The organism is Streptomyces sp. NPDC047315, assembly GCF_040643215.1.
Classification (GTDB): domain Bacteria; phylum Actinomycetota; class Actinomycetes; order Streptomycetales; family Streptomycetaceae; genus Streptomyces.
The window spans coordinates 71,745-90,295 of record NZ_JBEYTZ010000025.1; the positions used below are offsets into that span (position 1 = coordinate 71,745).

An 18,551-nucleotide genomic window follows, 5' to 3' on the forward strand; every position below is an offset into this window, starting at 1 on the left:
ACGCCTTCATCCGGTGACCCTCAGGTCACGGACCTTGCGGCCCTTGGCCCTTCGCGGCCTGCAGGCACCCGGCCCGTCGGCTGCACGGCCCCGTCGCGTCAGGGGCGACCCCCGCGCACCACCGCGACCGGGCAGTGCGAGTGGTGCAGCAGCGCCTGGCTGACCGAGCCCAGCAGCAGCCCCACGAACCCGCCGCGGCCCCGTGCGCCCACGACCACCAACTGGGCGTCCTCGCTGGCCTCGATCAGCGCCTGACGGACCCGGTCGTGCACCAGCCGCCGGTGCACCGTGACGTCCGGGTACTTGTCCTGCCAGCCCGACAGGGCCTCGGCCAGCACCCGCTCCTCCGTGTCGCGGAGCCGGTCGATGCCGTCGACCAGGTTGCTGGGGTGCCCCGGGTCGTCGCCGCCGCGCTCGGTCCAGGTGTTCCACGCGTGCAGCGCGACGAGTTCCGTGCCGCGCAGGGAGGCTTCCGCGAAGGCGAACCCGACCGCCTCGTCCGCCTCCGGCGAGCCGTCCACCGCGATCAGCACCGGACCGGTGCGGTCCGCTTCGCCGCGCACCACCAGCACCGGGCAGCGGCCGTGGGCGGCCAGGTGCACCGCGGTGGAGCCGACCAGCAGGCCCACGAAACCGCCCATGCCGCGGCTGCCGACGACCACGAGCGACGCCTCGCGCGACAGGGCCTCCAACACGGTCAGCGGCTCGCCGGTGACGAGGTCCTCGGTGACCTCGATGCCCGGCTCGCTCTCCCGCGCCCGTTCCGCGGCCTCCCGCAGCCAGCGCTCGGCGATGTTGCGCAACCCGCCCTCGCGGGGACCCAACGGCGAGGGTTCGAGGTTCACGTGCATCTTCGGCCAGATGAACGCATGCACCACACGGAGCCCCACACCGCGTAGCCGCGCCTCGTGCGCAGCCACCTCCACGGCGGTGAGACTCGATTCCGAGCCGTCCACTCCGACCACGACCGGACCGTTCATCACAGCACTCCCATCCTCGTGCTCGCGCAGCACTGTCTGCCTCCAGTCTCGGCCCGCCGACCGGGGCCCGCCATGGGTCGAACGGCCATGACCTCCGGGCCGAACTGCCCTGATGACCGTCCGTGGCCGTCGAAGCGCGCCCGGTGGCTGCGTGCGTCAGGTGGCCACGGACGCGTCAGGTGGCCGCGGGCACGTCAGGAGTTCGCGGGAGACTCGTCGGGGAAGACCTTGGTGACGACGGTGCCGTCCTCGGTCAGATAGCCGTGCAGCATGCCCGGGCTGCTGTGCGGGGCGTCGAAGTCGCCGTCGGGCCCCAGGGCGATCACCCCGCCGTCCCCGCCGAGCGCGGGCAGCCGCTTGACGACCACCTCGTACGCCGCGGACGCCAGCGGCAGCCGTCCGAACTCCATGAGATTGGAGATCGTCGAGGTCGCGGCGCCCCGGATGAAGACCTCGCCCGCGCCGGTGGCGCTCGCGGCGAGCGTGCCGTTCTTCGCGTACGTACCGGCGCCGACGACGGGGGAGTCGCCGATCCTGCCCGGCAGCTTGTTGGTGAGGCCGCCCGTCGAGGTGGCCGCCGCGAGGTCGCCGCGGCCGTCGACGGCCACCGCGCCCACCGTGCCCTTGGACTGCTCGTCGGCCAGGGCCTCCGGCGACGCGGCTGCCGTCTTGGAGCCGCGGGCCGTCTCCTTCGCGCGCATCAGCGCGTCCCAGCGGGCCTGCGTCCAGAAGTAGTCCTGGGTGACGGTCGTCAGGCCGTGCCGCTGGCCGAAGTCGTCCGCGCCCTCGCCGGCGAGCAGGACATGCCGGGACTTCTCCATCACCAGCCGGGCGCCCTCGATCGGATTGCGCAGGCTGCGCACCCCGGCGACGGCGCCCGCCGCGAGGTCCGAGCCGCGCATGATCGAGGCGTCCAACTCGTGAGCGGCGTCGGCGTTGAACACCGCGCCCTTGCCCGCGTTGAACAAGGGGTCGTCCTCCAACACCTTCACCGCCGCCTCGACCGCGTCGAGACTGGAGCCGCGGCGGTCCAGGACCTGCTGGCCGGCGCGCAGCGCGCGGGCGAGCCCGTCGCGGTACGCCTTCTCGCGCGCCGGCGTGGTCGTCTCCCGGTCCAGGGCCGCGCCCGCGCCGCCGTGCACGGCGAGCACGACGTCACGGGCGTCCGGCCGGGGCTTGGTGCCGGGCTTGCCCTGCGCCGTCTTTCCCTGCGCGGGCTTGGGCTGCTCGGCGGCGAGAGGCACCGTCGAGGACGACGGCGCCGGCTCGCCGGCCTGCGGTACGGCGACGAGGGCGGCGGTCACGGTGACCGCGAGCAGCGAGGGCAGGAACCAGGCCGGGGTGCGACTGCTGGGCATGGGGCGCTCCTTGTCACGGGGTGCGCGTACCGCCTCGGTGGCTGCGCACCGACTGAGTGGACGCGCCCGACTGTACTGTCATGCCCATGCCTTGATCGAGAGTGCGGTTGGCCCGTCCGGGCCCACCGGCGGGTTCAGACCTCGACCATCACCTGGTCCAGTGACTTGCGCACCAGATCGGGCACCTGGCAGTCCGGCGCGGGATAGCCGACCGGTATCACCGCGAACGCCTTCTCGTTCGCGGGCCGGCCGAGGACCTCGGACAGGAAGCGCATCGGGCTCGGCGTGTGCACGAGCGCGGCGAGCCCGGACAGGTGCAGGGCGCTCAGGAGCATGCCGACGGCGATGCCGACCGACTCGTCGACGTAGTAGTGCTTGCGCTTGCTGCCGTCGTCGCCGAGCCAGTAGCGCTGCTGGAAGACGACGACGAGCGCCGGGGCGTCCGTGAGGTGCGGCTTGACCTCGTCGGTGCCGAGCGGACGCAGCGCGGCCAACCACTCGTCGCCGAGCCGCCCGTCGTAGGAGATCTGCTCCTCGTCCTCCGCCGCCCGGCGGATGCGCCGACGGATGTCGGGGTCCCGGACCATGACGAAGGTCCAGGGCTGTTGGTGGGCGCCGGACGGCGCGGTCGCGGCGCAGGCGATGGCGTCCCGGACGACCTGGAGCGGTACGGGGTCGGGGGCGAACTGGCGCACCGTGCGCCGCTCGTCCATCCGGGCCCGCAACTGTGCCGCGCGCGCCAGGGACTCGTCCTGGGGCATGCGCTCGGGCCGGTAGGGGACGGGGCGGTAGGGCTCGCCGTGGGTGGGGGTCCAACGCTCGGTCGTAGTGGGCATGCCCGCGAGTGTGCCGCGTTCCGCCCGCCGGCGGCAGGGGTCGCGTCGCGCTCGGCGGATTCTTACATCCGCAATCCGGACAGCAGGCGGTCCAAGGCCCGTTCGGCGTCGGTGAGCGCGGTCGGGGCGGTCGAGCGCGCCAGCCAGATCGCCGCCTCGTTCATCGCCCCGGACAGCAACCGCGCCAGCGGTGCCACCGGCTGGTCCGCGATGACGCCGGCGGCCACGAGGCCCTCCAGCGCCTGTGCCAGGTGCCGGGCCGACGCGTCGTCGTCCATGGCGCGCCACTCGTCCCAGCCCAGCACCGTGGGCGCGTCCACCAGCACGATCCGGCGGACGGCCGGATCGGCGCCGGCCGCGAGGAAGGCGCGACAGCCGGCCCGCAACTGCTCCCAGGGGTCCGCGTGGGCGTCGGCGGCCCGGGCGACCCGCTCGCCCAACTCGGCCTGGACCTCGGCGACCACGGCCCGGAAGAGGCCCGCCTTGCTCGCGAAGTGGTGGTAGGCGGCGCCCTTGGTGACGCCGACGGCCGCGGCCACTTCGGCGAGGACGACGTCGTGATACCCGTCGGCGGCGAAGCGGCGCCGACCCTCCGTCAGTAGCGCCCGTCGCGTCGCCGCCCGCTGCTCGGCCCGGCTCGTCGCCATGTCCGTACCGCCTTCCCTTTTCGCGTACCCCGGGTATGCTAACTCCACACTTCACATACTCCGGGTATGTGAAACGGGGTGGGGCCGACGTCCGCACCCTCCCGCCACGACGAAGGGAACCCGTCATGACCAGCACGCTCGGTGGCTTCTACCCGGTGATCTGCACCCGCGACGTCGCCGCCTCGCGCGACTTCTACACCCGCCACCTCGGCTTCGAGGTCACGTTCGAAGCCGACTGGTACGTGAGCCTGCGCCGCCCCGACGCGCCGCAGTACGAGCTGGCGCTGCTCGACCCCGCCCACCCCAGCGTCCCGGAGGGCCACCGCGCCCCGATCCAGGGCGGGCTCCTGCTGAACTTCGAGGTCGACGACGTGGACGCGGAGCACCGGCGCCTCGTCGGCGCGGCGCGGCTGAAGGAGCTGCTGCCGCTGCGGACCGAGGAGTTCGGCCAGCGCCACTTCATCGTCGCGGCCCCGGACGGGGTGATGGTCGACGTCATCACCGTCGTCCCGGCGACCGACGCGTACGCCGAGCAGTACGCCGAGGGCCACGCCCCCTCCTGAAGGCCGGCCCTGGCGTGAAGGGGTTCCGTCAGCGGCACAGCGCCGTGTCCATCACGGCGAGCAGGGCATCGGTGGACGCGTCGGTGCGCGGGGTCTCGTTGACGACGACGGTCACCTGCCGGCCGTCCGCGGCCACGGCGCCGATCGTGTGGTGGCCGGCGCGGGTGCCCCCGGTGTGCCCGGTGAACCGGCCGCCGCACGACAGCGGTCCGGTGATCAGGCCGAGGCCGTACCGGCCTTCGGGGCCGAGCCGGGCCGGGTCGCCGGGCACGGTCGTCCGCATGTCGGCCAGCCGCTCGGGGCTCAGCAGTCGGCCGTCGAGCAGGGCGGCGAAGAACGCGTTGACGTCCGAGGCCGTCGAGATCAGCGCACCGCCGGCGCCGCCCGCGGAGGTGTTCCACGTCGTGCCGTCCACTCGGACCGGCTCGCCGTCGTCCCAGTCGTCGGCGTTGTCGCCGTTGTCGTGCGTCGTGAAGTAGCTGCGCGAGTGCGGGCCCCGGATGGTGGGGGAGGAGCCCGGCCAGTACGTGTCGCGCAGCCCCAGCGGCTCGATGACCCTGCGGGTGACCTCGGCCTCCACGGGGCGACGGGTGACCTGCTCGATGACCATGCCGACCAGTACGTAGTTGGTGGTCGAGTAGTGCCACTGCGACGCCGGGCGCGGTTCGCGCAGCGCCAGCCCCACCAGTTCCCGCGGGGTGAAGTGGTGGCGGCGCAGCCAGGTGACGTCGGCGTCGGCGAGGGCGGTGCTGTGGTCCGGTAGTCCGCTGGTGTGCTGGAGCAACTGCCGTACGGTGATGGTGCGGCCGTCGTATCCGTTGCCGCGGACCAGGCCCGGCAGATACCGGTCCACCGGTGCGTCGAGCGACAACAGCCCCTCGTCGACCAACTGGAGGGCGGTCGCCGCGGTGAAGGTCTTGGTGATGCTGCCGATGCGGAACCGGTCGGTGGCGTTCATCGCCCGGCCCGTACCCAGGTCGGCCCGTCCGCTGGCCGCGGACCACCGCTCGCCGCCCCGGCCCGTGACCTCGGCCGCCGCGCCCGCGAGGCCGTGACGCCCGGTCAACTCGTCCAGCCCCCGCTGGAGCGCGGGCCGGGGGTCCACCGCGTGTGCCGAGGCGGGAGGGGGCGGCGGCGCAGCGGCGGCGGGAGCGGTGGAGGCGAGGAGGGCGGCGAACGCCAGGAGCGGTACGGAGGGCATGGCCGCAACGCTAGGGCGCTCGGTGCTCCGGGGCGCGCCGGCTACCTCCCCCATCTGCGGTGGAGCGCGCTCCACCCCCGTGACCGCCGTGGCCCCGCCCCGGGCCCGGCCGTGACGACGGGCCGGCCGCCCGCTGCCACAGGGCGCCGAGGTGGGCATCGAGCACGCCGAGCGCCTCGTCGAGGGTGAGGCGGTCGATGAGGACGTGGGCGGTGAGGCCGTCCGCGAGGGCCAACAGGGCGCGGGCCTCCCGCCGGGGGTCGACGTACGAGCCCTCGTCGACGTCCGGGTCGGCGTCGTCGGCCGCGCTGCTGTCGGCGTCCGCGCCGCCCTCCGCGATGAGCCGGGTGAACATCTCTTCCAGGGCCGCGTAGTTCGTCCGCAGCGGGCGGGCGAGTCCCGGGCTGACGGCCGCCTGCGCGACGAAGGCCAGCCAGACCCGCGCCTCGGCTCGGTGGGCCGGGTCGAGCAGGGCCACTTCCGTCGCGGCGTGACCGAGCGCGCTCGCCGCCGACTGCGCGGGGGCGCGCACCACCCGTGCCCGCACGCGTTCGCCGATCCGCTCGCCGACCTGTTCGAGCGTGAAGACCAGCATCTCGTCCTTGGTGCTGAAGCAGCGCTGGACGGCGCCCATCGACACCTGGGCACGGGCCGCGACATCACGCAGGGTCACGCCCTCCAAGCCGCGTTCGTCGGCCAGCCGACAGACGGCCTCCGCAATCAGCCGGCGTCGGCCCTCGTGATCCACCTGCCGTGGCATGTCGCCACCTCCTCGCGCTCTTCCTTGGCCGAACGTGCACGTACGAACCCCTGCCGTGCCTACGGGCACTTTATTCGATGCGGGTGCATCGGTTCGTCGTCTACTGTTCCGATGCAAACGCATCGGAACGTGAGAGTAGGTCGAGCACATGCTGGAAGCCCTGTGGAAGCTGTCCGCCGGCGCGCAGGCGGAGGCGGTGCGCCGCGGAGAGGTGGCGGCCGTCGCCCTCGTCGAGAGCCATCTGGCGCGGATCGCCGAGGTCAACCCGCAAATGAACGCGGTCACCCAACTCCTCGCCGAACGGGCACTCGAAGCGGCGGCGGCGACCGATCGACGACGCGCGGCGGGCGAGGAGTCGGGCCCCCTTGCGGGCGTCCCGTTCACGGTGAAGGAGTCGACGCCGGTCGAAGGCGTCCCGACCACCTTCGGAGTCCCGCGCTTTCGCGACCTGGTGGCCGCGGCGGACGCCCTGCCCGTGGCGCGGTTGCGCGCGGCCGGCGCCATCCCGATCGGGCACAGCAACATGCCCACCCTGGTCCTGGCCGGAGTGCACTCCCGCAGCGAACTGTTCGGCGACACCGCCAACCCCTGGGACGGCCGGCGCACCCCAGGCGGCAGCAGCGGGGGCGACGGCGTCGCCGTGGCCACGGGCATGGCCGCGCTCGGGCTCGGCAGCGACGCCGGGGGATCGGTGCGCATCCCCGCCCAGTTCTGCGGGGTGGCCGCACTGAAGCCGACCACCGGCCGCTTCCCGTCCGACCAGCGCGTCCTCAGCCCTGACGACGTCGGCCCCGCGTCGCAACTGCTCGTCACCGACGGCCCGTTGGCGCGCCGCGTCGGGGACTTGAAGCTCGCGTACGACGTGCTGGCCGGAACCGACCCCAGGGACCCGCGGGCGGTGCCCGTGCCCGCCTACGGCGAACCCCTGCCCGCGCCCGTCCGCGTCGCGGTCGTACCGGACCCCGGCGGTCACGGCGTGCACCCGTCCGTCCGTGCGGCGGTGGAGCGCGCCGCCGAGGCCCTGCGGCACGCGGGGTACGAGGTGTGCGACGTACCGGACGTGCCGCGGCTGGACGAAGCCCTGGACGCCTACGGCCGCCTCACCGTCACCGAGTTCGCCCCGGCGTGGCCCGCCGTGCGCACCCTGCTCGGCGCGGGCGGCGACCGCTACATCTCCTACGCGATGGAGCGGACGCCGCCCGCGAGCGCCGACGAACTGGTGGCGCTGATGGGCACCTGGCTGGGCATCCGGCGCTCCTGGGCCGAATTCCTCGACGCGTACCCCCTGGTGCTCGGCCCGGTCTTCACGGAGCCCCCGTTCGAGCCGGGCCTGGAGTCGCGCGACCGGGCCGGCCGCGACCGGGTCGCCACGGGCATGCGCCTGTGCACGGTCACCAGCTTCGTGGGCGTACCGGCCGTGGCGGTGCCGACGGGGGTGGCCGACGGGCTCCCCACCGGGGTGCAGATCGTGGGACGCGCCTTCCGGGAGGACCTGTGCCTGGCCGCGGCCCAGGCGATCGAGGACCGCATGGGGGTGCTCGCCCCGGTGGACCCGGCCGAGCCGGACCCGGCGGGCGTGCCTGATTCCTGAGTCGGCCCACCGGAACGCTGATGGTCGTCCGGTATGGCGATACGGTATGGCCACGAGTGAGGTTGGATCGGTGCGCAGACGGCGCGCAGGCGGGGCCCGTCGGGCGCAGGTGCTGAACCACGTCGTGGAGGTGTTGTCCGAACGAGGCTTCGCCGCGACGCGGTTCGCCGACGTGTCACAGGCCTCTGGTGTCGCGGTGTCCACCTTGCAGGGTTACTTCGGTTCGCGTGAGGACATGCTGATCGAGGCCCTGCAGGGTTCGACGTCGAGTGAGGTCGCGGCCCTGGCGGAACTCGCTGCGGGGGTCGAGGACCCGTGGCAGCGGTTGGTCGCCCTGGTCGACCGAGGGCTGTCCACGCCGGTGGGCACGTGGCGGATGCTGATGGAGTTCTGGACCGCCGCCGCCCACGACGCCGAACTGCGCGCGCACGCCGCAGGACTGGCCGAGCGGTACCGACGGCCGTTCACCGACGCCGTGCAGCGCGGCGTGGACTCCGGAGCGTTCTCACCCCGCTTCGACGCCGCGGCCGTCGTCGACGTCGCGGTGGCGACGATGGACGGCTCGCTCTACCCGCTCGTGCTGGATCACCGTGCCTCGGCCGAGCGGGACTACCGCGACGTGGTGCTGGCCCAACTCGCCTTCGTCCTGGGAGTCGACGCATGACGGTCCTGGTCACCGCCGCGAGCGGGAAGGTCGGGCGCGAGGTCGTGGCGCAACTCCAGGGCCGCGGCGTAAAACCGAGGGAAGGATCCCGGCGCAGCAGCCCCCCGCTGGACTGGAACGATCCGGCCACCTGGCCGGCGGCGCTCGACGGCGTGGACCGGGCGTTCGTGATCGTGCCCGGCGGGGACGACGGGCACCGCTCGGTCACCGGCCTCGGGCGTGCGGTGTGCGAGTTCCTCGATCTGGCACGGAGCCGCGGGGTGACCCGCGTGGTGCTGATGACCGCACTGGGCATGGAGCACGCGCCGGTCGAGGTCGAGCACCGGGGCGTGGAACTGCACCTGCAACGCAGCGGCCTGGAGTGGACGATCCTGCGGCCGAACTGGTTCTTCCAGAACCTCACCGACGGGCCGCTGCGCGCACTCGCCGACTCCCACCAGGGCGTGTTGCGGCTGCCGACCGGAGATGCCGCGGTCAGCTTCATCGACACCCGCGACATCGCCGCCGTCGCCGTCGAGGCACTCCTCGGCGCTCACGTCGGCCGTGCGTACGCGCTGACCGGACCGCAGAGCCTGACCCTCGCCGGGGTCGCCGGCGCCTGCCTGGGCTCGCCCGCGCCCGTGAACGCCTACGAACCGGTGAGCGAGGCGGACTTCCGCCGCACGGCGCTCGGCCTGGGCTGGCACCCCGAGTACGTGGCGACCGTCAGCGGCCTGTTCGCCGCCATCGCCGCCGGCCATGCCGCGCCGGTCCTCCCGGACACCGCCCACGTCCTGGGGCGGGCGCCCCGGTCCCTGGCCGCGTTCGTCGAAGGGATCCGATGATCCGCATCGACCCGATCGCCCACGGCGACGCCGTGGGCGATCGCACCCACCAGCCTTCTCCGGGACCCCCGCCCAAAGGCGGGCGACGCCACGCCGCAGACAGGCCCTAGGACCTTTCTTGTGGATCTTGCTGGGCTCGGGTGCCCTGGTGCCGCTCCCCCTGGGCCTTCGGCCCGGGAGGTGCCCCCACTCCGCGTTGTCGTCGGTCGCCCCTGGCCCCCTGTGCCCTGCGGGCACGGTGGGACCCCCACCGCATTGACTCCCTCCTCCGCCTTGAGATCCACGGCACCAGACCCCGCTCACTCATCCAGCCTGATCCGTAAGACAGGCCCTAGCGTCGGGACGCCTTCGACACGGGTGCCGGTGCGGCTTCGCCCTCGTCCTCGTCGCTCTCGGCGAAGGCGGAGAGCTCGTAGTGCAGTTCCTTCGGCACGCCGGCGTCGATCGCGGCGACCGCCTCGCCGATGCCGGCGAACAGCTCCGGCACCACCGGGGTCGCGCAGTTGCCGCGCCCGAACAGCACCCGCCCGGGGCCGTTCACCTCCACGCCCACCACGTCGGCGAAGGGCAGGTGATGGACGTCCCCGCGTCCGTCACGGCTCCACACCGCGTCGTCGGTGAGCACCAGACGGGCCGTGCGCGCCTGCGGAAAGCGCAGCCGGGCGAACATCGGCGGCTTGAAGTGTCTGCCGCCGCTCGGGAGTTCCCCGCCGCGGGGGTGGGCGCAGCCGCCCTCGGTGAGCGGGGCGCCGTCGGGCTGAGCCAACTCCACCTCGACGTCCTCGGGGACGACCAGCAGCGCCGTGCGCAGGGCCGCCGCGAACGCCTGCCGCGCGCCGTCCGGGTCCACCGCGGCGAGTGCGTCGAGACGAGCCGTGGCGTCCTGGTACGGAATGTTGGACAGCAGGCACGCGCCCGCCTGCCCGAGCTCCGCCGGCAACGCCCGCGGGTCGAGCCACACTTCGCGGAAGCCGGCCACCTCCTCCGCGAGCTCCGCTTCGGTCATCCCCTCGGCGGCCAGGCGCAGGGCCTCGCGCCACAGGATCTCCGCCACGCGCCGCTGCTGTCCGGCGCGGGCGTCGACGACGACGGTGAACTCGCCCAGGCCGCCCCCGGTGTGCACGCGCGCACCGTCGACGTCGTACGAGAGTCCCTCCCGGTGGCGCAACACCTGCCGCAACCGCTCCTGGAGCACGGCGTGCGCCGCGGTCAGGGCGGCGCCGTCGAGGTCGGCGTGCAGGGCCAGACCGGGGCCGGGCACGTTCGCCACGACCCAGTGCGGGCCGGGTGACATCACCGGTTGGGCGCCACCGCGCTCGGGCCGCTCACCGGGCGGCAGGGGCAGCCGCAAGGCGGGCGGCGGCGGGCCGGTGAGCAACAGGACGGCGTTGCCCGCGTGGAAGGACCGGGCGACGGTCTCGCGCACGGCCTCGACGGCGATCCGGTCGGGGCCGGGGCCGCCCCACGAGGCGAGCCCCGCGCCCACGGTGCCGTAACGGGCGGACAGCAACTCCGCGGTGACCGGGTCGATCACCCCGCTGGCCTCGGCGGCCAGCACCCCCGCTTCGCGTTCGATCCGGTCGACGGGCAGCGCGGCGAGGGCCTTGCAGACCGCGGCCAGGAAGTCGACGACCTGCTCGTCGGTGCCGGAGACGCTGAAGTCGGTCACGGTGAGGGAGACGGAGGCGTTGTGTTCGTGGTGCAGCCTCGGCAGGGTGCTCATCGCGAGGTGCTCGACGAGGTGCGTGACCCCGATGGTGCGGAACGTCTCGTCACTCGCGCCGTGGCCGAAGACGAGGGCGGCTTCCAGCGGACCGGGCGCCGCTGACCACAGGACGGGCACTCCGTCGATCACTTCGCGTTGCATGGCCTGAGCATATGATCCTTCTCCGCTGTCGTGTGCACGGCCGGATCAGTGGACCGCGGCGGAAAGTCGGACCGTCGCCGTCCGCCCTCCGTCGGCTGTCATCAACACCTCCCGACAGAACAGATCAAGCCGAATCCCGGCGTGTTCCAGGACGGGTGGGAGCTCTCCCCGGGGCGGCGGGCGGGCGAGCGTAGCCGGACCACCGACTCCTCCAGGTCGAAGGGTTCGGTGAGGTGGTCGGCCGCGCCGAACGCGAATCCTGCGACCTCCCCACTGGAGGCGGCTCGCGGCCGTGAGCAGCAGCACGCGACAGCCCAACTGCCGCTCGACGACGGACCGGCACACGTCGTCCTCGGTGTCCCGGGAATGTCGTGGTCCAGGACGACGACGTCATACGCGTGGATGTCGAGCATTCCCTCCTCGGTCGCCGTCCTCGGCGATATCCGCGGAGACGGCCGCGAGTCGAAGTCCCGAATGCACCGCCTCCGCGGGATATGGCCCGTCCTCGACGATGAGCACCCGCATGCGCCCCCTTTCCCGCTTCGATACCGACCACCCGGCCGTGACCCGATTGGCCCTCGCTCTGCACACGGCTCCGCGATCCGCCGCCACAGCGGCGAAGGAGGGCGGCGTGGAGCTTCTGCCCCGGGCGATCGTGTGACACGGCAGCCCGGAAATGCCGCGCAAGTTCGTCAGCGTTCCCGACCATTGCCGTACACGTGACGGGAAAGGCCGTCGACATCGGCCCGAACGGCGCCGGCGACTGGCTCTTGCCGAATGGCACGGCATTCGGACTCCCTCAGAAGTACGCCCATGAGATGTGGGAATTCGAGCTGCCGACGGAGCCCGGGGTGCGTGTCCCGCACCCCTGCCAGACGCGGCCGGATGACCGGTGTCGCCCACCCGTCCGGCCCAGCCGGTTCCGAGCGGTGCGATGCGTACGTCACCGGGTGCGCCGACCTCCGCGGAAGACTCCACCGGCCCAAGCCGCGGCCCTCGCCGATGACGCCGTCGCGGCACGTACGGTCGCACCGGAGCGCGGGGCAGGGCGGCCGGGTCGATCGGCCGTCCCGGCTACGCCGTCAGCCACGCGGACCACTTAGGACATCCCAGAAAGGATCACCAGGCGTTAACGTGTTCCTTGACCTTCTGTTGACCTAGTTGGTCAATCCTTGACGTGCGAACGACAGCGCCAGCAACCCGGAGGGAGGACGGCATGCGGCACACGGCAGCCCGAGGTCTGTTACCGCTTCTTGTGATCGTCCTGTTCGCCCTGCCCTTCCTCGCTCCCACCGTGACCGCTGCGTCCGCACCCGTCCTCAGCTACGGCCCCACCAAGACCGAGCCCGGGAAGGAGCCCCGGGGCAGGACCTGCGAGCAGACGGGCGAAACGGCCAGTCCGTTACGCGCCCGCGACCGGCACCGAAGCGTTGACGTCGCGCCGGCGACGCCCCGCCCCCCACGGGCGATGAAGGATCCGGCTGCGGCGTACGAGCCGGACGTCCCCGCCGAGCACCACCAGCGCGGGGCGAGATCCCTCACCGCTCACACCCCGGCCGCACTCCAGGTCTTTCGCTGCTGAGACCAGAGTCCTTCCCCCCACCTGTGCCTTGACAGCCCGACGCGCCCCAGGGGCGCGCCAGGAGGATTCACCACACCATGCAGCCCCTCATCGACAACGCCCGTGCGTTCGGACGACACCCTGAGGAGTTCGCGCGGCTGGCCGCCGGCCAGTCCCCCCAGGTCCTGTTCATCACCTGTTCCGACTCCCGGGTCGTGCCCGCGCTCATCACCGGCGCACGCCCCGGGCAGCTCTTCGAACTGCGCACCGCGGGCAACATCGTCCCGCCCTACGCCTCCGTTCACCCCACCAGCGAGGCGGCCACCATCGAGTACGCCGTGGAGATCCTCGGCGTCCAAGACGTCGTGGTCTGCGGCCACTCCCACTGCGGCGCCGTCGGCGCCCTGGTCCGCGGCGACGACCTGACCGACGTGCCCGCCGTGCGCGACTGGCTCGCGCACGCCGCGCCCACCGCCACCTCCGGTGGCGCCGACGACCCCGCCGTGGCGGACGCGGTGCAAAGCCACGTCCTCGCGCAGCTACTGCGCCTGCGGTCCTACCCGTGCATCGAACAACGGCTCGCGAGCGGCCGGCTGAGGGTGCACGGCTGGTACTACGAAGTGCACACCGGCTCCGTGCAGACCCACCGTGCGGACACCGACGCCTTCGTGGCGCTGTGAGTACCCCGATGACCAGGTTCCCCCACTTGCGGCAGGACTTCGCCGCATCCCTCGTCGTCTTCCTCGTGGCGCTCCCGCTGTGCGTGGGCGTCGCCGTCGCCTCGGGCGTCCCGGCCGAACTCGGCCTGATCACCGGCATCGTGGGCGGCATCGTCACCGGCCTGATGCGCGGCAGCAGCCTTCAGGTGTCGGGTCCGGCAGCCGGACTGACCGTGCTGGTCTTCGAAGCCGTCCGGGAGTTCGGACTGCCGGTGCTCGGGGCGATCGTGCTCGCCGCCGGCCTCCTGCAGGTCCTCATGGGCTTCCTGCGCACCGGGCGCTACTTCCGAGCCGTGTCGGTCTCGGTGGTGGAAGGCATGCTCGCCGGCATCGGCCTCGTGCTGATCGCCGGACAGCTCTACGCGATGGCCGGCTTCGCGGCCCCCGCATCGGGGCTGGACAAGATCGCCGAACTGCCCGGGGCGATCCTGCGCGCACTGGACTCCACCGACGCGCTCGCCTCCATCGCCCTCGGCGTGGGCACCGTCGCCGTGCTCGTCCTGTGGCGGCACGCGCCGCGCCGGATGCGTACGGTCCCCGCGCCGCTGGCCGCGGTGGGCCTGGCCACACTGGTGGCCGCGGTCGGCGGGCTGCCCGTCGCCACGGTCACGGTGCAGGGCCTGCTCGACTCGATCCAGCCCCCGTCGGCCGACGCCTTCGGCGAGTTGGCCACCGCGGGAGCGATCGGCACGGTCGTGGCGTTCACCCTGATCGCCTCGGCGGAGTCCCTGTTCGGAGCAGCCGCGGTCGACCGACTGCACGACGGTCGGCGCACCGACTACGACAAGGAACTCATCGCCCAGGGCACGGGCAACGCGGTGTGCGGAGCGCTCGGCGCCCTGCCCATGACCGCGGTGATCGTGCGCAGTGCGGCGAACGTCCAGGCGGGCGCCCGGACCAAGGCGTCCCGCGTGCTGCACGGCGTGTGGCTGCTGCTGTTCGCGGCGCTGCTGCCGTCGGCCCTGGCGTACATCCCGATCCCGGCGCTCGCGGCCATCTTGATCCACGCCGGCTGCAAGCTGGTGCCCGTGCGGGGGCTGGCGAGCCTGTGGCGCCAGCACCGCGGCGAGGCCGTGGTGCTGGTGGTCACCGCCGTGTCGATCGTCGTGATCAGCATGTTCGAGGGCGTCCTCATCGGTCTCGCGCTCGCGATCGCGAAGACGGCGTGGGAGGCGTCCCACGTCCGCCTGGAGGTCATAGACAAGGGCGCCGGTCCCGTCCAGGCGTACCTGTCGGGCAATGCGACCTTCCTGCGGCTGCCGAAGATACTGGACAGCCTGGAGGCGCTGCCGAAGGACCGCCCGGTGGAGCTGGACCTGACGGGACTGCACCACCTGGACCACGCGTGCCGTACGGCACTGGAGACCTGGGCGGAGCGCCACAGCGCGGCCGACACCGAACCGGTGCGGATGACCACGCACTGACACCGGCGCACCGCGCAGCGCGGTCGCCCGGGTCACCGGGTGCGCAACGGCGCGGCGTCGACCTTCGGGTCGGCGCCGCGCTGACGTTCCCGCCCGGGACCGATCACCCGGCGGAGCCGGTCGCCCCGCCATCGGCCCGTCGCGCGCGCCACTCGCGGGCGATCTCGTCCAGGTCATACGGCTTCAGGCCCAGCGGCGGACCCGGTGGGGGCCGCAGCATCATTTCCATGATCCGCGGGTTCACCTCCGCCACGATGCGACGGGCCGCTTCCGCGGAGGGCGCGGCCCACGCCGCCTCCAGGGCGTCCTCGGCCTCCTTGCGCAGGGCGAGGGCGGGCGGAAGGACTCCCATCCCCTCCCGGGCCATCTTCCGCTTGATCCACCACAGCTCGTCGTAGGGGGCCTCGATGTCGGCGGGGAGGGGCTTCCCGGCTCCCGGCAGGGAGGCGAACTCGCCCCGCGCCTCCGCATCGCGGATCTGGTGGTCCACCCAGGACTCATGACTGACACCCGGCGGTTTGCGTTCGGTCATGTGTCCATCGTCCCAGACCGTCCGGCACACCCGCAGGCCGCGCTCCCGACCGGCGGCGGGCCTCAGGCGCCGGGCGGGCCGGGCTCGCGCCCGGCGGTGAGCGTCTGGGCGACCCGGGGCCACTCGGCCCGTAGGACGCTGTAGTACACGGCGTCTCGGCGGCGCCCCGAAGGCATCGGGTTGTAGCTGCGCAAGGTGCCCTCCTCGGTGGCGCCGATGTTCGTCAGGCCCTTGCGCGCCTGGAGGTTGAGGACGTCGGTCTTGAATTCGACGCGCTCGGCGCCGAGCTCCTCGAAGGCGTGGCGCAGCAGGAGGTGCTTGGCGTGCCGGTTGACCCCGGTGCCCCGGTACCGGCTGCCGAGCCAGGACCAGCCGATCTCCAGGCGCGCGTCGTGCTCGCTCACGTTGCCGTACGACATGCTGCCGGCGATGGCGCCCGTGGCCTTGTCGGTGACGGTGAAGACCACCCGGCGGCCGTCGCGGTGGTCCGCCAGGCAGGTGTCGAAGTAGCGGGTGAAGTCTTCGTCGCTGGCGACGCTGGACACGAAGTACGTCCAGATGGCCGGGTCCATGGCGACGGCTCGCGTGCCGTCGCGGTCGGCTTCCGAGATCGGCGCGAGGCGTACGCGCTGGTCTTCGAGGGTGGTGGTGGCGCGATCGGTCCAGGGCATGTGTCAGACGTCCTCGTCGGTGTCGCCGCCCTCGCCGCTCGCGGGGCCGGTGAGGGCGTTGGTGATGTCGCGGAGGGTGTGGAACTGCTGGAGGTCGAGTTCGGTGAAGTGCGCGGGATCGGTCTCGGTGGCCTCGCACAACTCGGTCAACAACAGGATCTTGTTGAGGGACGTGAGGTGGTAGGTGTGGGTGAGGTGGGCGTCGAGGTCGATGGACTCGGGTGCGACGGGATGGGTCAGCAAGGTCGCCAGGTGGTGGCGCGCGGTGGTCTCGGTATCAGGATGCACGAATGCCCTCCCTGGGGTCGTTGACGGCGTCGAGGTAGGTGTCGAGGATCTGTCGGCGGCGCGGCTTGTACTGATGGGTGAGGAGCCCGTTGTCCGGAGTGAAGGGAGGGTCGGCGACGATCACCCGGTGGACCTGCTGATCAGCGGTGAGCGAGGCGTTGGCGTCCTTGAGGTGGGTGGTGATGGCATCGATGTCGGGCGGGGCGCCGCTGGGTGAGACGACCGCGACGAGGTGCGTCTGGTGGGGGCAGTAGAGGACCGCTTCGGCGATCGCCGGATGCCGTTTCAACCGCTCCTCGATGGGACGCACCACGATCTTGCGGCCGTTGGTGAGGACGATGGTGTCGTCGGCGCGGCCGTGCACGTAGAGGAAGCCGTCCTCGTCGAGGTGGCCGATGTCGCCGGTGCGGACCGTGTTGCCGGGGCCGAACATCCGCTCGCTGTCGCCGGGGCGGGCGTAAGCGTAACGGGTGTTGACGGGATGGTCGCTCTCGACGGTGATGTGGCCGTCGGCGTCGACGTGGACGCGCTTGCCCGGCAGCGGCTTGCCCACGCTGCCGATCCGATGGGCCCCGGGATGGTTCTTGGTCACGATGCAGGTCTCGTTGAGCCCGTACCCCTCGTAGAGGGGGAGGCCGGCTTCCTCGTAGAAGGCGAGCACGTCGGGGGCGGCCGGGGCCGAGCCCGTCCACAGATAGCGGATGCGGCGGCCGAAGACGGTGCGCGCGGCCTCGGCCAGGGCGGGGCGCGGGGTGGTGCGCGCCATCCGGTTGGTGATGGTGCGTCGGGCGTTGTCGAAGAAGGCGGGGATGCCCATGACCACGGTGGGCTCGGTCCGCGGCAGGGTGGCGAAGGCCGCTTCGGGCGTGGTGAGGGTGAGGCCGTGGCCGTGGGCCAGCGCCGAGTACACCCAGTAGCGCTGCTGGAGCAGGGAGAGGGAGAGGAAGACGAAGAGGTCGTCCCCGCGGGTGTGGTGGAAGAGTTCCTGCACCGCGCTGAGCGAGCTGTGGATGCTGCCCGCGGTGGCGCCGAGCCCCTTGGGCTCGCCCGTGCTGCCGGAGGTGAACTTGATCGTGGTGACGTCCTCGGGTTGCCAGCTGACCGGCGGGAGCGGGTCGAACGCGTCGTCGGGGGGCAGTTCGAGGACTCGGCTGGCAGGCAGCGTGCGCGGACCGCCGGCGTCGGTGGCGCGGTCGGTGAACAGCAGGGCGAGGTCGTAGCGGTCCACCAGGTCGGGGGTGGGGGCGAACTTCCCGGGGTCGAACCCCGCGGTCTGGACCTTCAGCCGGAGTGCGGCGAGGTCGAGCAGGACCCACGCGAGGCCGTTGTCCGCGAGGATGCCGATGCGGTCGCCCGGTCGGACGCCCAGGTCGAGCAGGAAGCGGGCGACCTGCCCGGCGCGCCGGTGGACCTCGGGCAGCGGGTGGACCTCGGTGCGGTGGAGCGTGGCGACGGTCAGGTTGCCCGCGCTGGGCGGGGTCGCGGCGATGCGGTCGAGGATGGTGGTCACGGCGGGTTGTCACGCTCCCTGGGTCGAGGGTGTGGCGGGTGCGCGGCGGTCACGGCAGTTGCTCGCGGCCTTCGGTGGACGGACCGAGGGTGATCAGACAGGAGGAGGTGCGGTGGTCGGGGGTGAGGCGGGTGGCGACGTGCAGCGTGTCGGTGAAGAAGTCCTCGGTGGGCTTGCGGCAGACCCGTAGGCAGATCTGTGGTGAGGTCTCGGTGAGGAAACGGCACGTGGGGATGTGCAGGGTGGTGGGCCCGGTGCGCTCGACGGGGCCCACCAGCCAGCGGAACAGGTGGGGGATCGCCCGGGCCAGGGTGCGGGCCGTGGCCCGGGGCGCGCGCCGGCCGAGCCCGCCGATGGCACGGGTGACGGCCCGGCCGCCCATCAAGTCGGTGAACGTGCCGTGCACGGCCGTGCGGAGTTGAGCGTCGTCGAGGTGCTCGTGTTCGTGGCGCGACTCGTCGGCGACGGCCGCGTAGCCGCTCAGCGGGGACCGGTAGCCGATGTGCCGGGGGTGGATGCGGCGGAACTTCCGGAGGAAGAAGGCGTCGAACACGG

18 protein-coding genes and 1 pseudogene are annotated in these 18,551 nt (G+C 72.8%); 7 read left to right on the forward strand and 12 right to left on the reverse strand.

Annotated features, from left to right (window positions below):
- Positions 1 to 98 precede the first annotated feature (98 nt).
- The 4 genes from ABZ842_RS26745 to ABZ842_RS26760 form a co-directional block, all read right to left on the reverse strand.
- Entirely contained in the window at positions 99 to 980 is an 882-nt protein-coding gene (locus ABZ842_RS26745) for a universal stress protein (RefSeq protein ID WP_361541703.1), read from the reverse strand.
- A 194-nt stretch (positions 981 to 1,174) separates the two neighbouring features.
- Positions 1,175 to 2,338 (reverse strand): isoaspartyl peptidase/L-asparaginase, encoded by a 1,164-nt coding sequence (locus ABZ842_RS26750; RefSeq protein WP_361541706.1) that lies wholly within the window; start codon positions 2,336 to 2,338, stop codon positions 1,175 to 1,177.
- Positions 2,339 to 2,472: 134 nt separating this feature from the next.
- Positions 2,473 to 3,174, reverse strand: a complete 702-nt coding sequence (locus ABZ842_RS26755) for a nitroreductase family protein (RefSeq protein WP_361541709.1) — start codon at positions 3,172 to 3,174, stop codon at positions 2,473 to 2,475.
- 62 nt (positions 3,175 to 3,236) lie between these two features.
- The gene (locus tag ABZ842_RS26760) at positions 3,237 to 3,821 is read right to left on the reverse strand and encodes a TetR/AcrR family transcriptional regulator (RefSeq protein WP_361541712.1); all 585 of its coding nucleotides are present in this window, start codon (positions 3,819 to 3,821) and stop codon (positions 3,237 to 3,239) included.
- A gap of 125 nt (positions 3,822 to 3,946) precedes the next feature.
- On the opposite strand from ABZ842_RS26760, the gene ABZ842_RS26765 reads away from it, so the two are divergent.
- Positions 3,947 to 4,384, forward strand: coding sequence for a VOC family protein (locus ABZ842_RS26765; protein ID WP_361541715.1), 438 nt, complete (start codon positions 3,947 to 3,949; stop codon positions 4,382 to 4,384).
- A 28-nt stretch (positions 4,385 to 4,412) separates the two neighbouring features.
- On the opposite strand, the gene ABZ842_RS26770 is transcribed toward ABZ842_RS26765, so the two are convergent.
- Complete coding sequence (locus tag ABZ842_RS26770) at positions 4,413 to 5,585, reverse strand: serine hydrolase domain-containing protein (protein ID WP_361541718.1); 1,173 nt, start codon at positions 5,583 to 5,585, stop codon at positions 4,413 to 4,415.
- 133 nt (positions 5,586 to 5,718) lie between these two features.
- Positions 5,719 to 6,345, reverse strand: a pseudogene (locus ABZ842_RS26775) (TetR/AcrR family transcriptional regulator); the annotation flags it as partial.
- A 148-nt stretch (positions 6,346 to 6,493) separates the two neighbouring features.
- On the opposite strand from ABZ842_RS26775, the gene ABZ842_RS26780 reads away from it, so the two are divergent.
- Genes ABZ842_RS26780 through ABZ842_RS26790 form a run of 3 tightly spaced genes read left to right on the forward strand, consistent with a single transcriptional unit; the run spans position 6,494 to position 9,424 of the window.
- The gene (locus ABZ842_RS26780) at positions 6,494 to 7,936 is read left to right on the forward strand and encodes an amidase (RefSeq protein ID WP_361541721.1); all 1,443 of its coding nucleotides are present in this window, start codon (positions 6,494 to 6,496) and stop codon (positions 7,934 to 7,936) included.
- Between the two features lie 46 nt (positions 7,937 to 7,982).
- Complete coding sequence (locus ABZ842_RS26785; protein ID WP_361541724.1) at positions 7,983 to 8,600, forward strand: TetR/AcrR family transcriptional regulator; 618 nt, start codon at positions 7,983 to 7,985, stop codon at positions 8,598 to 8,600.
- Positions 8,597 to 9,424 carry an NAD(P)H-binding protein gene (locus tag ABZ842_RS26790; protein ID WP_361541727.1) on the forward strand — a complete coding sequence of 276 codons (828 nt, stop codon included), beginning with the start codon at positions 8,597 to 8,599 and terminating at the stop codon, positions 9,422 to 9,424. Before ABZ842_RS26785 ends, ABZ842_RS26790 begins: the two co-directional genes overlap by 4 nt.
- 331 nt (positions 9,425 to 9,755) lie before the next feature.
- Here the strand turns inward: ABZ842_RS26790 and ABZ842_RS26795 are convergent, their stop codons facing one another.
- Positions 9,756 to 11,291 carry an insulinase family protein gene (locus tag ABZ842_RS26795; protein WP_361541730.1) on the reverse strand — a complete coding sequence of 512 codons (1,536 nt, stop codon included), beginning with the start codon at positions 11,289 to 11,291 and terminating at the stop codon, positions 9,756 to 9,758.
- A 1,216-nt stretch (positions 11,292 to 12,507) separates the two neighbouring features.
- Here ABZ842_RS26795 and ABZ842_RS26800 point away from each other — a divergent pair.
- From ABZ842_RS26800 to ABZ842_RS26810, 3 genes are all read left to right on the forward strand, one after another.
- Positions 12,508 to 12,873 (forward strand): hypothetical protein, encoded by a 366-nt coding sequence (locus ABZ842_RS26800; RefSeq protein WP_361541733.1) that lies wholly within the window; start codon positions 12,508 to 12,510, stop codon positions 12,871 to 12,873.
- A gap of 77 nt (positions 12,874 to 12,950) precedes the next feature.
- Positions 12,951 to 13,532 (forward strand): carbonic anhydrase, encoded by a 582-nt coding sequence (locus tag ABZ842_RS26805; protein WP_361541736.1) that lies wholly within the window; start codon positions 12,951 to 12,953, stop codon positions 13,530 to 13,532.
- A gap of 8 nt (positions 13,533 to 13,540) precedes the next feature.
- Complete coding sequence (locus ABZ842_RS26810; RefSeq protein ID WP_361541739.1) at positions 13,541 to 14,995, forward strand: SulP family inorganic anion transporter; 1,455 nt, start codon at positions 13,541 to 13,543, stop codon at positions 14,993 to 14,995.
- 103 nt (positions 14,996 to 15,098) lie between these two features.
- Here ABZ842_RS26810 and ABZ842_RS26815 read toward each other — a convergent pair whose 3' ends face one another.
- The 5 genes from ABZ842_RS26815 to ABZ842_RS26835 all read right to left on the reverse strand — a co-directional run bounded on the left by ABZ842_RS26815 (position 15,099) and on the right by ABZ842_RS26835 (position 18,549).
- Entirely contained in the window at positions 15,099 to 15,527 is a 429-nt protein-coding gene (locus tag ABZ842_RS26815; RefSeq protein WP_361541741.1) for a DUF1992 domain-containing protein, read from the reverse strand.
- 62 nt (positions 15,528 to 15,589) lie between these two features.
- On the reverse strand, positions 15,590 to 16,198 hold the full coding sequence (locus tag ABZ842_RS26820; protein ID WP_361541744.1) for a GNAT family N-acetyltransferase: 609 nt from the start codon (positions 16,196 to 16,198) through the stop codon (positions 15,590 to 15,592).
- Positions 16,199 to 16,201: 3 nt separating this feature from the next.
- A complete protein-coding gene (locus ABZ842_RS26825) occupies positions 16,202 to 16,486 on the reverse strand; it encodes an acyl carrier protein (protein WP_361541747.1) in 285 nt (94 codons plus the stop codon).
- Positions 16,476 to 17,996 carry an AMP-binding protein gene (locus ABZ842_RS26830; RefSeq protein WP_361541750.1) on the reverse strand — a complete coding sequence of 507 codons (1,521 nt, stop codon included), beginning with the start codon at positions 17,994 to 17,996 and terminating at the stop codon, positions 16,476 to 16,478. Before ABZ842_RS26830 ends, ABZ842_RS26825 begins: the two co-directional genes overlap by 11 nt.
- A gap of 49 nt (positions 17,997 to 18,045) precedes the next feature.
- Complete coding sequence (locus ABZ842_RS26835; protein ID WP_361541753.1) at positions 18,046 to 18,549, reverse strand: beta-carotene isomerase domain-containing protein; 504 nt, start codon at positions 18,547 to 18,549, stop codon at positions 18,046 to 18,048.
- Positions 18,550 to 18,551: the final 2 nt, after the last annotated feature.